This window comes from Streptomyces sp. BYX5S (assembly GCF_054724165.1).
The window spans coordinates 4,576,139-4,590,014 of the sequence record NZ_CM138829.1; the positions used below are offsets into that span (position 1 = coordinate 4,576,139).

Annotated in this window: 7 protein-coding genes and 1 pseudogene; 4 read left to right on the top strand and 4 right to left on the bottom strand. The window is 71.1% G+C overall.

The features are described 5' to 3' along the window. The first annotated feature begins 79 nt into the window (after nt 1-79). From ACYBSK_RS20915 to ACYBSK_RS20925, 3 genes and pseudogenes are all read left to right on the top strand, one after another. Nucleotides 80-1,321, top strand: coding sequence for a sarcosine oxidase subunit beta family protein (locus ACYBSK_RS20915; protein ID WP_460242837.1), 1,242 nt, complete (start codon nt 80-82; stop codon nt 1,319-1,321). 21 nt (nt 1,322-1,342) lie between these two features. Then, nucleotides 1,343-4,458: pseudogene (locus ACYBSK_RS20920) on the top strand (sarcosine oxidase subunit delta family protein). Beyond that, nucleotides 4,448-5,053: a sarcosine oxidase subunit gamma gene (locus ACYBSK_RS20925; RefSeq protein ID WP_460242838.1), complete on the top strand. Its 606-nt coding sequence runs from the start codon at nt 4,448-4,450 to the stop codon at nt 5,051-5,053. Before ACYBSK_RS20920 ends, ACYBSK_RS20925 begins: the two are co-directional and overlap by 11 nt. A gap of 24 nt (nt 5,054-5,077) precedes the next feature. On the opposite strand, the gene ACYBSK_RS20930 is transcribed toward ACYBSK_RS20925, so the two are convergent. Together ACYBSK_RS20930 and ilvY are read right to left on the bottom strand one after the other, a co-directional pair. Continuing rightward, on the bottom strand, nt 5,078-5,743 hold the full coding sequence (locus tag ACYBSK_RS20930; protein ID WP_460242839.1) for a class I SAM-dependent methyltransferase: 666 nt from the start codon (nt 5,741-5,743) through the stop codon (nt 5,078-5,080). Nucleotides 5,744-5,780: 37 nt separating this feature from the next. Next, on the bottom strand, nt 5,781-6,710 hold the full coding sequence (gene ilvY / locus ACYBSK_RS20935; protein WP_460242840.1) for an HTH-type transcriptional activator IlvY: 930 nt from the start codon (nt 6,708-6,710) through the stop codon (nt 5,781-5,783). A 74-nt stretch (nt 6,711-6,784) separates the two neighbouring features. On the opposite strand from ilvY, the gene ACYBSK_RS20940 reads away from it, so the two are divergent. Further along, on the top strand, nt 6,785-7,501 hold the full coding sequence (locus ACYBSK_RS20940) for a class I SAM-dependent methyltransferase (RefSeq protein ID WP_460242841.1): 717 nt from the start codon (nt 6,785-6,787) through the stop codon (nt 7,499-7,501). Between the two features lie 33 nt (nt 7,502-7,534). Here ACYBSK_RS20940 and ACYBSK_RS20945 read toward each other — a convergent pair whose 3' ends face one another. Then, nucleotides 7,535-9,856 (bottom strand): FdhF/YdeP family oxidoreductase, encoded by a 2,322-nt coding sequence (locus tag ACYBSK_RS20945; RefSeq protein WP_460242842.1) that lies wholly within the window; start codon nt 9,854-9,856, stop codon nt 7,535-7,537. 127 nt (nt 9,857-9,983) lie between these two features. Continuing rightward, on the bottom strand, nt 9,984-13,859 hold the full coding sequence (locus ACYBSK_RS20950) for a glycoside hydrolase family 2 TIM barrel-domain containing protein (RefSeq protein WP_460242843.1): 3,876 nt from the start codon (nt 13,857-13,859) through the stop codon (nt 9,984-9,986). Between the last annotated feature and the right edge of the window lie 17 nt (nt 13,860-13,876).

Sequence of the window (13,876 nt, forward strand, 5' to 3'; positions counted from 1 at the left end):
GCCCCGGCGGCTGGCTACGGTGACGACCGCCCACCGCTGATATATCAGAGCGCCATCAGCCGGTTTCCAAGGAGTCCGCATGACGAGCGAACACCCGGCCGCCCCCACCGCGCCCCTGCCCGACCACCCCGACTTCCTGTGGCGGAACACGGAACCGAAGAAGTCCTACGACGTCGTGATCGTGGGCGGCGGCGGGCACGGGCTCGCGACCGCGTACTACCTCGCGAAGAACCACGGCATCACGAACATCGCGGTCCTGGAGAAGGGATGGCTGGCGGGCGGGAACATGGCCCGGAACACCACCATCATCCGCTCCAACTACCTGTGGGACGAGAGCTCCGGCATCTACGAGAGCTCTCTCAAGCTGTGGGAGACGCTGGAGCAGGACCTCGACTACCCGATCCTGTTCAGCCAGCGCGGTGTCCTCAATCTCGCGCACAACCTCCAGGACGTCCGCGACAGCAAGCGCCGCGTGTACGCGAACCGGCTCAATGGCATCGACGCCGAGTGGCTGGAGCCCGACGAGGTCGCCAAGGTGTGCCCGATCGTCAACACCAGCCCCGATGTGCGCTACCCGGTGCACGGCGCCACCTACCAGCCGCGCGCGGGCATCGCCAAGCACGACTACGTGGCGTGGGGCTTCGCCCGTCGCTGCGACGCGTACGGCATCGACCTCGTCCAGAACTGCGAGGTCACCGGGATCGAGGTGAGCGGGGGGCGGGTCACCGGGGTGCGGACCACGCGGGGCCGGATCGGCGCCGGGAAGGTGGCGCTCGCCGCCGCCGGACACACCTCCGTGCTCGCGGCGATGGTCGGCCTGCGGCTACCGCTCCAGAGCCACCCGTTGCAGGCGCTCGTGTCGGAGCTGCTCGAACCCGTGCACCCGACCGTCGTGATGTCCAACGCGGTGCACGTGTACGTCTCGCAGGCCCACAAGGGCGAACTCGTCATGGGCGCGGGCATCGACAGCTACAACGGGTACGGGCAGCGCGGTGCCTTCCACATCATCGAGCGGCAGATGGCGGCGGCCCTGGAACTCTTCCCGGTGTTCGCGCGCGCCCACATGCTGCGCACCTGGGGAGGCATCGTCGACACCACCCCGGACGCCTCCCCCATCGTCGGGGTCACCCCGGTCGAGGAGCTGTACCTCAACTGCGGCTGGGGCACCGGCGGGTTCAAGGCGACGCCCGGAGTCGGCTGGGCGTACGCGCACACCATCGCGACCGGCGCACCGCACGACACCAACGCCCCTTTCACCCTCGAACGGTTCACGACCGGCGCCCTCGTCGACGAGCACGGCGCCGCGGCCGTCGCCCACTGAGCCCCTTCCCAGGAGAGATCCATGCAGCTCATCCCCTGCCCCTGGTGCGGACCGCGCGAGGAGACCGAGTTCCACTACGGCGGCCAGGCCCACATCGCGCACCCCGAGGACCCGCACGCGCTCGACGACGAGCAGTGGGCCCAGTACGTCTTCTTCCGCGACAACCCCAAGGGGCCCTTCGCCGAGCGGTGGGCGCACACGGCGGGCTGCCGCCGCTGGTTCAACGCCGTGCGCGACACGGTGAGTTACGAGTTCCTGTCCGTGGAGGCGACCTGATGACCACCGACTTCCGCACCACCTCGGACGCGTACGGCCGCGTCGACCGCGCCACCACGCTGAACTTCACGTTCGACGGCACGGACTACACCGGGCACACCGGTGACACCCTCGCCTCGGCGCTCCTCGCGAACGGTGTGCACCGCGTCGCCACGAGCATCACGTACGGCCGGCCGCGCGGCATCCTGGCCGCCGGAGTCGAGGAGCCGAACGCGCTGGTGCAGATCGAGGCGCCGTTCCCGGAGCCGATGCTGACCGCGACGACCGTCGAGCTGTACGACGGTCTGGTGGCACGCGGACTGGGCGGACAGGGGCAGCTCGCCTCCGCACCGGACCCGGCCCGCTACGACGCCCGGCACCTGCACGCCGAACTGCTGGTCGTCGGCGCGGGCCCGGCCGGTCTGGCCGCCGCGCTCGCCGCGTCCGGGGCGGGCGTCCGGGTCGTCCTCGTCGACAGCGCGCCGAAGCTCGGCGGGAGCCTGCTCGGCACCCGCGAGACGATCGACGGCCGGCCCGCGCAGGAGTGGGTGGACACGGCGACGCGGCGGCTCGCCGCGTCGGAGCACGTGACCGTCCTGACCCGCACCACCGCCTTCGGGCACTACGACGACAACCTCGTCCTCGCCCTGGAGAAGCGCACCGACCATCTCGGCGCCGCCGCCCCGGGTCATGTGTCCCGCCAGCGGGTGTGGCGCATCCGGGCGAAGCAGGTCGTGCACGCGACCGGCGCCACGGAGCGGCCGATCGCCTTCGACGACAACGACCGCCCCGGCACCATGCTGGCCTCGGCGGCCCGTACGTACCTCAACCGGTACGGCGTCCTCGTCGGCCGCCGCGCCGCCGTCTTCACGACGAACGACTCGGCGTACGACGCCGTGCTCGAACTCGCCGACGCAGGGCTGGAGTTCGCGGCCGTGGTCGACGCCCGGCCGGGCGTCCCGGAGCGGCTTCGCGGGGCGCTCGCCGACCGGGGCATCCCCCTGCGCGTCGGCCATGTCGTCACGGGGACCAGCGGCGTCGAGCACCTGTCGCGGGTGCACATCGCCGAGCGGTCGAAGGGCGGGGCGCGGCGTCACGGGGTCGACTGCGACGTGCTGCTGGTCTCCGGTGGCTGGAACCCGGCCGTGGCGCTGTTCAGCCAGGCGCGCGGAGCCCTGCGCTACGACGCGGAACTCGCCGCCTTCGTCCCCGCGGGGGCGCCTGGGACTGTGCGGACGGCGGGTGCGGCGGACGGCCTGCGGACGCTCGGCGAGTGCCTGGGCGCGGGCGTCGCCGCGAGCGCCGCGGCGCTGGAGGCCCTGGGGCTGACGCCGCCGCCGGTCGGTGTTCCGGCGGCCGCCACCGAACTGCCCTCCCCCGCAACGGCGTTGTGGCGCGTACCGAGTCCGCAGGAGGGCACGGACGGGTCGGCGCAATTCGTCGACCTGCAACGGGACGCGCTCGCGAGCGACGTGTTCCGGGCGGTCCGCGCCGGGCTGCGCTCGGTCGAGCACGTGAAGCGGTACACGACCATCGGCACCGCCCACGACCAGGGCCGCACCTCCGGGGTCCTCACCTCGGGCATCGTCGCGGAGGCGCTCGGTACGGACATCGCTGACCTCGGCACGACGAGTTTCCGGCCGCCCGTGCAGCCCGTCGCCTTCGCGGCGTTCGCCGGGCGCAACCGGGGTGAGCTGTTCGACCCGGTGCGGGTGACCGCGCTGCACGGCTGGCACGAGCGGCACGGCGCGCTGTTCGAGGACGTCGGCCAGTGGAAGCGGCCCTGGTACTACCCACTGCCCGGCGAGACCATGGACGACGCGGTGCGGCGGGAGTGCCGGGCGGCGCGGGGCGGCGTGGCCATGATGGACGGCTCGACGCTCGGCAAGATCAGTGTCCGGGGCCCCGACGCGGGCGAACTGCTCGACCGGCTCTACACGAACATGATGGGCAACCTGAAGCCGGGCCGCGTCCGTTACGGCGTGCTGTGCGGTGTCGACGGCATGGTGATCGACGACGGCACGGTCATCCGTGTGTCGGACGACGAGTTCCTCGTGACGACCACCACCGGCAACGCCGCCAAGGTCCTGGAGTGGATGGAGGAGTGGCTCCAGACCGAGTGGTCCGAGCTGCGCGTCCACCTCACGTCGGTGACCGAGCACTGGGCCACGATCCCGCTCGTCGGACCGCGCTCGCGCGAGGTGCTGGACGCCGTCACCCGTGATCTGGACGTCTCCAACGAGGGCTTCCCGTTCATGAGTTGGCGCGACACCGTCGTGGCAGGTGTCGCGGCGCGGGTGTGCCGGATCAGCTTCTCCGGCGAGCTGGCCTACGAGGTCAACGTGCCGTCCTGGTACGGGACGCACGTCTGGCAGGCGCTGTACGACGCCGGGCAGCCGCTCGGCCTCACCCCGTACGGCACCGAGACCATGCATGTGCTGCGCGCCGAGAAGGCGTACCCGATCATCGGGCAGGACACCGACGGCACGGTCACCCCGCAGGACCTCGGTATGCAGTGGGTGATCTCCAAGAAGAAGCCGGACTTCGTCGGCAAGCGGTCCTTCGCCCGGCCGGAGAACCGGCGCCCCGACCGCAAACAGCTGGTCGCGCTGGTGCCCGCCGACGAGCACACCCTGCTCCCGGAGGGCGCGCAGATCATCGCCACCGGGACGGTCCCCGAGCCGCCCGTGCCGATGCTCGGCCATGTCACCTCCAGCTACCGCAGCGACGCCCTGCGACGCACCTTCGCCCTCGCGCTCGTCCGTTCCGGCGCCGAGCGCGTCGGCGAGACCCTCTACGTTCCGCTCGACGGCTCCACCGTGCCGGTGACCGTCGCCGAACCCGTCCTCTTCGACAAGGAGGGAGCCCGCCGTGACGGCTGACACCCCCGCCCCCGTACGGATCAGTCCGCTCGCCGACTGGCACCCGCGGCTCCCGTCCGGGCTCGACGCCCGCGAAGTGCCGTTCCTGACCCAGCTCACGCTGCGGGTGACACCGGGCAGCGCGGCGGCGGACGCCGTCGAGCGCTTCCTCGGGTACGCCCTGCCGGGCGCCTGCTCCGCCCGACTCGGCGCGGAGGTCGAGGCGTTGTGGCTGGGCCCCGACGAATGGCTCCTGGTGGCGCCCGACGGCCGGGCCGAGCAGCTGGCGGCCGGGTTGCGGGCGGCCATCGGCGAGGAGTTCGCCACCGTCACCGACACCTCCGCGCAGCGCACCGTCCTCGCCCTCGCGGGTCCGCTGCTCCCGGAGATCCTGTCGCAGGGCTGCGCCCTGGACCTCGCGCCGGGCCGGGCCACCGCGGGCACCTGTCACACCACGCTGCTCGCGCAGGCCGGGGTCACGCTCGTGGTGCGCGAGGCGGGCCCGCACGCGGCGTGGCTGCTCGTCCGCTCGTCCTTCGCCGGTTACCTGGCGGCGTGGCTCGACGATGCCTGCACGGAGTACACCGGAGGTCCCGCGCACGCCGGGAGCGCGTGACGGCCATCATCGTCGTCGACCCGTTCAGCTCCCCTGCGACCGTGCGAGCGGCTTGCGGACGAGGAACTGGATCCCCGTCGACTCGTGTCCGCTCATGGTGCGGACGGCGATGTCACGGGAGTCGACGACCTCGAAGTCCGAGAGCAGGGCGGGAAACCACGAGCGGGGGTGGTGGCGGAAGGTCGCGCCGTCGGCGGTGTCGAACACTCCGTAGTGGTCGTACCGGTCGGCGCAGCGCTCGTAGCGGCCGCGGTTGCGTGCGTCGTCCTGCAACGGATAGTCGCTGACGTACAGGGTCCCGCCGGGTGCGAGGACCCGGTACAGCTCGGTGATCAGCCCGCGCTGAGCTTCTTCGTCGGGGACGCAGGTCAGCACGGCGAAGAGCACGGCCATGTCGAACGTCGCGTCCGGGAAGGGCGACAGCGGTGGCTCGTCCAGGACGGTGAAACGCAGGGCGGGGTTCAGCACACGCGCCCGTTCGATCATTCCTGGCGCCGTGTCCACGCCGGTGAGGTCGCCGAAGCCCTGCCCGGCGAGATCGTGCAGGGTGCGACCGTAACCGCAGCCGTAGTCGAGAACGGCCGCACCCCTGTCGATCCCGTCCAGCCAGGGCAGGTGGAGCGGGTGCGTGAACGTCTTCGTGGTCGCGGCGGCGTTCCAGTAGGGAATCTGACGGTCCGGGTTCGGCACGGCGGTTGTCCCCCTGACGGTGCTGCCCAGGCAACGGTCAATGATCCGACAAGGTACGCCGATCCGCAGGAGGGCAACAGAGCCCGTCGTCGCTGTGCGGTGAGCGTGGTGGGTGCGCTGCGGCCCAGGCGGCGGCGACCAGAGGACGGTGCAGGGCCGTGCGGCGGACGCACACGCCGATGGAGAGGTCGCCGGGGGCTGAGGGACTGGGCAATTGGCGGAGCCGGGAGCGAATGCTGCTGTGCTGGAGCACGAGCCCGGGAATGATGCCGACGCCGTACCCCAGCGCGACCAGAGTGAGCAGGGCTTCGTGGCCGTCGGGTTCAGCGGCGATGCGGGGGGTGTGGCCAAGTTTTCTGAACCAGCGGTCAGCAGCCGCGCGGACGGGGCCCTGCCGTGGAAGGACGAAGGGCTGTTCGGGGCCGGGCAGTTGGCCAGGTGGTGGGGCGGCGTCGTTCTGGACAAGAACGAGCGGGGTGCGTGCGATCTGTCGGGTCAGCAGGGTGGAGGGGATACGGGCGGGGAGGGCGGCCACCGCGAGTTCGGCTTCGCCGTCGTCGAGGAGGGCGAGGGCGGAGGCGGCGTCGCCGGTCCGCACGGAGATGCGCACGCGGGGATGCGCGCTGCGGATCGGGGAGAGCAGGTCGGGCAGCAGACTCTGGCAGGCGGTGACGGACGCGAACACCCGCAGATGCCCGCTGAGTTCGTCGTCTGCGCCGTCCTGGCCGTGGTAGCGGTCCCACAGCTCCAGGGCTTGGGCGGCATAACGAAGGAACCGGCGGCCGTGTCCGGTCAGGGCCACGCCGTGCGGGCCCCGGTCCAGCAGCCGGTGCCCGGCCTCGCTTTCCAGCCGCTGCACCGTGCGGGACAAGGTGGCCGTGCTGACGTGGCAGTCGGCGGCGGTACGGGTGAAGCTCAGGGTCCGTGCGAGGTGGAGGAAGAGCCGATACCGGTCGTGGTCCTGCATGTTTCACCTTCCGTAACGCCGCAGTACGCAAGTTGCTGTTGCCGCACATCGCTCCGGGAGCCTACAAACATGGCATGTCACCGAGCCACAGCACGAGGCCCCGGCCCGCCTGGTTGTTTCCCGAGTACACACCGGTCGGCATCGACTTGGGCAGCAAGGCAGCGGTCGCCGCCTACGACCGCAATCAGGGCACCGACCCCGACGCCGACGACGCTCTCCTGGACCGCCTCGAGGTGGGCCGGGGAACCCGGCTGGTGGATCTGGCCTGCGGAACCGGTTCGCTGATCGTCCAGGCGGCGCGACGCGGCGCACAGGCGCACGGCGTCGATGTCTCCGAGGAGATGCTGGCCTTTGCCCGGACCCGCGCCGAAGGCTTCGGTGTCACGCCGCAGTGGCACCGTGCCGGCTTCCTGGACTACGACCACCGCGCCGAGCCCGCCGACGTGGTCACCAGCAAGGCGGCCCTGCACCAGCTCCCCGACTTCTTCAAGCAGCAGGCGCTCCTCAACGCCGCCGGCATGCTGCGTCGCGGCGGCACCTTCTACCTCTGGGACGTCGTCTTCAGCTTCGAGCCCGCCACTGCCCCTGCACACGTGCAGCGATGGATCGACACCGCCGGACGCCCCGCGGGGGAAGGCTTCACGCGCGCGGACTTCGAGGCTCATGTCCGCGAGGAGTTCTCCACCTACACATGGATCATGGAAGGCATGCTGGACAGAGCAGGATTCGACATCGTCTCCAGCACCACTCCCCGGCCCACCCACGCGGCCTTCCACTGCCTGCGCCGATAGCACGCCGCCGCCCGGACCGGATCCGACCGGCCGCTACCGCGCCGTCCCCGACGGGGCGACCTCCACCGTCAGGTGCTTCATCAGGGGCTGGTCGCTCTGGGGGCTGAAGTCCCCGAGTGCGCACAGCGAGTTGAGTTCCGGCATGTAGCCGATGGCGCAGCCGGGCGGCACGTCGTACGTGAGCGCCCGGTAGCCGTGGACCGAGCGGCGTGTGCCGTCCTTGGCGATGCTCGTGATGTCGACCCGGTCCATGTCGGACAGGCCGCGCTCGCGCATGTCGGCGGCGTTGAGGAAGACGAGGGTGCGCAGGTTGCGTACGCCGCGGTAGCGGTCGTCGGAGGAGTAGATCGTGGTGTTCCACTGGTCGTGGGAGCGGACCGTGGCGAGGGTGAGCAGGCCCGCGCCGGGGTTGGGGTCGGGGAGCGCCGCGAAGCCGAACTCGGCGCGCTCGGAAGGGGTCAGGAAGACCCGTTCGCGGGCCGGCTGGCGCAGCCGGAAGCCGTGCGGGCCGCGGACGCGGCGGTTGAAGTTGTCGAAGCCCTCCAGGGCGTGCTCCATGGTGTCGCGGATGCGGTCGTAGTCCTCGACGTACGCCTCCCAGGGAGTCGCGGAGTCGGGGAGGGTGGCGCGGGCCATCCCGGCGATGATCGCGGGTTCGGAGAGCAGGTGCCGAGAGGCGGGGCGTTTCATGCCGCGCGAGAGGTGCACCATGCTCATCGAGTCCTCGACGGACACCGCCTGCGGGCCACCCTTCTGCACGTCCTTCTCGGTGCGGCCGAGGCACGGGAGGATGAGGGCGCGGCGGCCGTGGACGAGGTGCGAGCGGTTCAGCTTCGTCGACACCTGCACCGTCAACTCACAGTTTCGCAGCGCCTGTTCGGTGTATTCGGTGTCGGGCGCGGCGCGGACGAAGTTGCCGCCCATGCCGACGAAGACCTTGGCCTCGCCGTTCGCCATCGCCGCGATGCCGCGCACGGTGTCGAGGCCGGGTTCGCGGGGCGGGTCGATGCCGCAGGCCTGCGCGAGCCGGTCGAGGAACGCGGGCTTGGGGCGGTGGTCGATGCCGCAGGTGCGGTTGCCCTGGACGTTGCTGTGGCCGCGGATGGGGCAGGGACCCGCGCCCTCGCGGCCGAGGTTGCCGCGTAGCAGCAGGACGTTGACGATCTCGCGGACGGTGTCGACGCCGTGCTCCTGCTGTGTGATGCCGAGGCACCAACTGATGACCGTACGCGCCGAGTCGAGGTACACGTCGCCCGCCGCGCGGATCTCCCGTTCGGTCAGTCCGCTCGCCGCGACGAGGTCCTCCCAGGGGGTCGCGGCGCACAGGTCGCGGTAGGCCTCGAAGCCTTCGGTGTGCCGGTCGAGGAACTCCTCGTCGATCGCCTTCGGGTCCTTCTCGGCCGCCTCCAGGACGTGCTTGGCGATGCCGCGCAGCAGGGCCAGGTCGCCGCCGATGCGGGGCTGGAGGTTCATGGTGCCGGTGCGGGTGGACCTGAAGGTGGCCATCGCGGTGAACTCGTGGGGCACGATGGTGCGCCCGGCCGCCGCCTCCACCAGCGGGTTGACGTGCACGATCCGCGCGCCGCGGCGGTAGGCGTCGGCGAGGGCGGTGATCATGCGGGGGACGTTCGACGCGGCGTTCACCCCCATGACGAAGAGGGCGTCGGCCTGGTCGATGTCATTGAGGTCGACGGTGCCCTTGCCGGTGCCGAGCGCGGCGGTCAGCGCCCGGCCGCTGGCCTCGTGGCACATGTTGGAGCAGTCGGGCAGGTTGTTCGTGCCGTACTCGCGGGCGAGGAGCTGGTACAGGAAGGTGGCCTCGTTGCTGAGCCTGCCCGACGTGTAGAAGAGCGCCTGGTCCGGGGAGTCGAGTCCGCGCAGGGTGTCGCCGACGAGGGTGAAGGCGTCCTCCCAGGACACGGGCACGTAGCGGTCGCTGTCCGGGTCGTAGGAGAGCGGTCCGACGAGGCGTCCCTGGTCCTCCAGGTCGTAGTCCGGCCAGGTGGACAGTTCGGTGACCGTGTGCGCGGCGAAGAACTCCTTGCCGGCGCGCTTGGGTGTCATCTCCCAGGTGGCGTGCTTGATGCCGTTCTCGCACAGGTCGAGCTTGAGTCCGTGCAGGTCGTCGGGCCAGGCGCAGCCGGGGCAGTCGTAGCCGCCGTCCTCGTGGTTCATGACGGCCATCAGCCGGACGCCGTTGACCGGCTCCTTCGCCCTGGCGAGCACCTTGCCGACGGATTTCGCGGCGCCCCAGCCGGCCGTGGGGTGGTGGTAGGGGCTGCGCTCGGGTTCGCCGCGGGTGGGTCCGTAGCCGCCCGCGGGCGTGCCGCCGTCCGTGTCAGCTTGGGAGGTCATCGTCGTACGAACCCTTCGCTCCTCGCCCTCCCCCTCCGGCATGGCTACGTTTCGAACGTACGCGGGTGCGCCCCGGCCCGCTCGGCGAGCGGTCCGGGGCGCACCGGATGCGGGGTCGCGCCGGGGCCTACTCCGCCGCCACCGGCCGCCGGGCCAGCGCCGTCGCCTCCCGGACGTCCGTGAGGGGCCGCAGCCAGTACGTGTAGGCGTAGTCCCGGTCGGCGAGCAGTTTGTACGGGGCATGGGTGTGGGCGCCCCAGCTGTCGTCGCCGCCGACACCCATCTGGCGGTGGTTGACGCGCAGGACGACCTCGTCGCGGGGGTCGAGCTGGTAGTCGTGGCGGACGCCGACGGACAGGTCCTCCGGGGTCAGGTGGGAGGCGGTCAGTTCGAGGAACGGGTGCTCGGCGATCGGGTCCCCCGCCACCAGCAGACCGCGCCCGCGCCGGTCGGTGAGGGCCGCCCACCGCACGTCGGTCCTGTTGCCGTTCTCCTGCGGCCGGATGTACGGGGTCCACTGCTCGGTCACGGTGGAGGACCAGCGCCCCACGTCGGTGCCGTCGTGGCGGTCCCAGTGGTTCTCCTCGGGGCCGCGGCCGTAGTAGTGCAGCCGTTCGAGCGCCGCGGGCAGGCGCAGGATCGTGCCGACCTCCGGGAGGTAGGGGAGGGTGGCGGCGCCGGGGTGCAGGGTGTGGTCGACCTTGACGGCGCCGTTGCCGAAGACCGTGTACGTGGTGGTGTACGTGGACTCGGTGGTGGTCGGCAGGGTGCCCTTGACCTCGATGCGTACCGCGCGGCCGTCGAGGTCGGCGACATCGACCCCGGTCACCTTCCGGCGCGCGCCCGCGTCCCGCCAGGTCTGGTTGCGGGTGTGCTGGCCGTTGCCGTGGTCGTTGTCGGTGGGGGCGCGCCAGAAGTTCGGGACGGGGCCCGCCTCGACGAGCCGGACGCCGCCGGCCTCGTAGGAGGTGATGACGCCGGTGGCCTTGTCGACGGCGAGGGTGAAGCCGTCGCCGGTGACCGAGACGGTCGCGTCACCGTTCTCGTGGCGCAGTGCGAGGACGTTCTTGAGGGGTACGGGTGTCACCTTCGGACTGCCCGCGTCGAGGGGGAGCTGGGCGCGCGCCACCTCGAAACCGGCGTCGGCCCACACCGTGTCGTCCTTGAGCCGGAACGACAGGTGGAGGAAGTACTCGGTGCCGGGCGCGGGCGTGCCGGGCAGTTTCAGCGGGACGGTGATGTCCTTTCGGGAGAGCGGGGGAACGTCGAGCTGGGCGCGGCTCAGGCTGCCCTTCTGGATCACCTCGCCATCCCGGGACAGCTCCCAACGCCCCTCGTACGCGCGGAGGTTGGTGAACAGGAATTCGTTGGTGACGGTGACGTCGCCCGCTCCCCCGCCCTCCTTGGGCACCACCTGGACCGCCTGGTAGACGCGCTTGACCTCGGCGGCCTTGCCGGTGTGCCCGCGGTCGGCGGTGATGATGCCGTCGGCAACGAAGTTGCCGTCGTTGGGGTTGTCGCCCCAGTCGCCGCCGTACGCGAAGAACGTCTTGTCGCGCGGCCGCTTCTCCTCGACCCTGACCGTCTTGGCGTCGAACCAGAAGCGCACGCCGTCGTCGCCGGGGCCGCGCCCGTCGTCGGCGAGTTCGGTGGCGCTCAGGGCGCGGGCGTACACGCGGGCGCGGCGGATGGTGCCGCTGAACTCGCGGGTCATGTTGTCGACGTCCACGCCGAGGGCGAGCGGCGCGGTGTTGGCGGTCGGCTTGCGGGTCGTCGCCTTGGTGGCCTTCGCCGTGCCGTCGACGTACAGGGTGAGGGTGCCGGCGGTTTCGTCGAAGACACCGGCGATGTGGTGTTCGCTGCCGGTCCAGCCGTCGGCCGGGGTGGTCCAGCTCGCGGTGATCCACTGGCCGCCGGAGTAGATGAAGAACTCCAGGGTCCTGTCGCTCTGCTTGAGGGCGTAGTGGGTGTCGCCCTTGGCGACGATCGGCTGGTGGTAGCCGGTGACGTGCGGGGTCACCCAGGCTTCGAGGGTGAGCGAGCCGGTGAGGTCGAGGCGGTCGTCGCGGCCGAAGACGGTGGCGCCGCTCAGTCCCTTGCTCCTGCTGAACGCGCCCGCAGGGTTGAGGAGTTCGCCCTTCAGGCCGACGGGTCCGGTCTCGGTGAACAGGGTTCGCGTCGGGGTCGGCCAGCGCAGCGACTGGTCGACGAAGTCCCAGATCCAGCCGCCCTGGAGGACGTCGTAGCGGCGGATCAGGTCCCAGTACTCCTTGAAGTTGCCGTTGGAGTTGCCCATGGCGTGGCAGTACTCGATGAGCACGTACGGGCGGGTGTCGGCGGTGTCCTTGGCCTTCGCCTCGACGTGGCTCGTCGACGGGTACATCTCGGAGCGGATGTCGCTGACGCCGGGGCTGTCGTCGCCCTCGTACTGGATGACGCGGGTGGTGTCGTAGGAGCGGATCCAGTCGTGCATGGCGGTGAAGGTGCTGCCCGCGCCCGCCTCGTTGCCGAGCGACCAGATGACGACGCTGGCGTGGTTCTTGTCGCGGTGGACCATGTTCTGGGCGCGGGCGACGCAGGCCTTCGTCCAGTCGGCCTTGCTCGCGGGGAATTCGTCGCGGACCCCGTGGGTCTCCAGGTTGGTCTCGTCGACGAGGTAGAGGCCGTACTCGTCGGCGAGTTCGTACCAGATCGGGTTGTTGGGGTAGTGCGAGGTGCGGACCGTGTTGATGTTCATCCGCTTGATGATTTCGATGTCCTCGACCATGTCGGCGCGGGTGAGCGCGGTGCCGCGGTCGGGGTGCATCTCGTGCCGGTTGGTGCCGCGGAAGGACACCGGGCGGCCGTTGATGCGCATCAGTCCGTCCTTCAGGGCGAACTCGCGCAGTCCGACACGGTGCGAGAGTGTCTCGATCACCTTGCCCGCGGGGTCGCGCAGGCGGAGTACGGCGGTGTAGAGGTACGGGCTTTCGGCAGACCAAAGGCGCGGCGAGGGAACGGACTTGGCGGCCTTCACCGTCACCTCGGAGTCGGTGAGGGCGGCCTTCTGGGTGAGGGGGCGCGCCCACACGGGGTGCCCGCCGGAGTCGTAGAGCTGCGTCTCGACGGTGTACGCGCCCGCGGAGTCACCGGTGTAGTCCCGCACGGTGGCGGTGACGGCCAGTTCGGCGGTGGTGTACCCGCCGCCGAGCGGGGTGTCGAGCTTGAAGTCGCGCAGGTGCGCGCCGGGCGTCGAGTACAGGTACACCGAGCGGAAGATGCCGCTCAGCCGGATCATGTCCTGGTCTTCCAGCCAGTCCCCGTCGGAGAAGCGGTAGACCTCGACGGCGAGTTGGTTGGTGCCTTCGGTGAGGTGGGGTGTGATGTCGTACTCGGCGGGGGTGAAGGAGTCCTCGTGATAGCCGACGAGCGTGCCGTTCACCCACACGTAGTGCGCCGACTTCACGCCTTCGAAGTGCAGGAAGACCCGCCTGCCGGACCACCCCCTGGGCACGGTGAAGGTGCGTCTGTACTGGCCGACGGGGTTGTAGCGGGTCGGCGACGCGGGCGGCTGGGCGTTCTCGCCGAGGCCGTTGGCGCCCCACCACGGGTAGGTGATGTTGGTGTAGATCGGGAAGTCGTGGCCGTGCAGCTGCCAGACGGCGGGCACCGGGAGGGTGCCCCAGTCGCTGTCGTCGAGGTCGGTGCGGTGGAAGTCCTCGTCGCGCTCCGAGGGCCGGTCGACGTAGGCGAACTTCCACTCCCCGTCGAGGCTTTGGCGGTACGGGGAGCGGGTGCGGTCGCCGGCCAGGGCCTCCGTCAGGTCCGCGTACGGCATGAGGGTGGTGTGCGGCGGTTCGGTGCCGAGGCGGAACAGGTCGATGCGCCCGTTCCACTCGTCGCCGTCGGCGGCGCCGGCCCGCGCGGCGGGCAGGGCGAGGGGGAGGCTGAGCGCCCCGGCGACGGCCGCGCCCGCCTGGAGGAGGCGGCGTCGGCTGAGCGGGCGGGCGTGCGGATACGGCATGGCTGTGCCCTTCTGCG

What these genes read in the sequence shown, in the direction of transcription:
- ACYBSK_RS20940 (WP_460242841.1), top strand. Translation starts at nt 6,785, where the DNA reads ATGTCACCGAGCCACAGCACGAGGCCCCGGCCCGCCTGGTTGTTTCCC.
- ACYBSK_RS20945 (WP_460242842.1), bottom strand. Translation starts at nt 9,856, where the DNA reads ATGACCTCCCAAGCTGACACGGACGGCGGCACGCCCGCGGGCGGCTAC.
- ACYBSK_RS20915 (WP_460242837.1), top strand. Translation starts at nt 80, where the DNA reads ATGACGAGCGAACACCCGGCCGCCCCCACCGCGCCCCTGCCCGACCAC.
- ilvY (WP_460242840.1), bottom strand. Translation starts at nt 6,710, where the DNA reads ATGCAGGACCACGACCGGTATCGGCTCTTCCTCCACCTCGCACGGACC.
- ACYBSK_RS20950 (WP_460242843.1), bottom strand. Translation starts at nt 13,859, where the DNA reads ATGCCGTATCCGCACGCCCGCCCGCTCAGCCGACGCCGCCTCCTCCAG.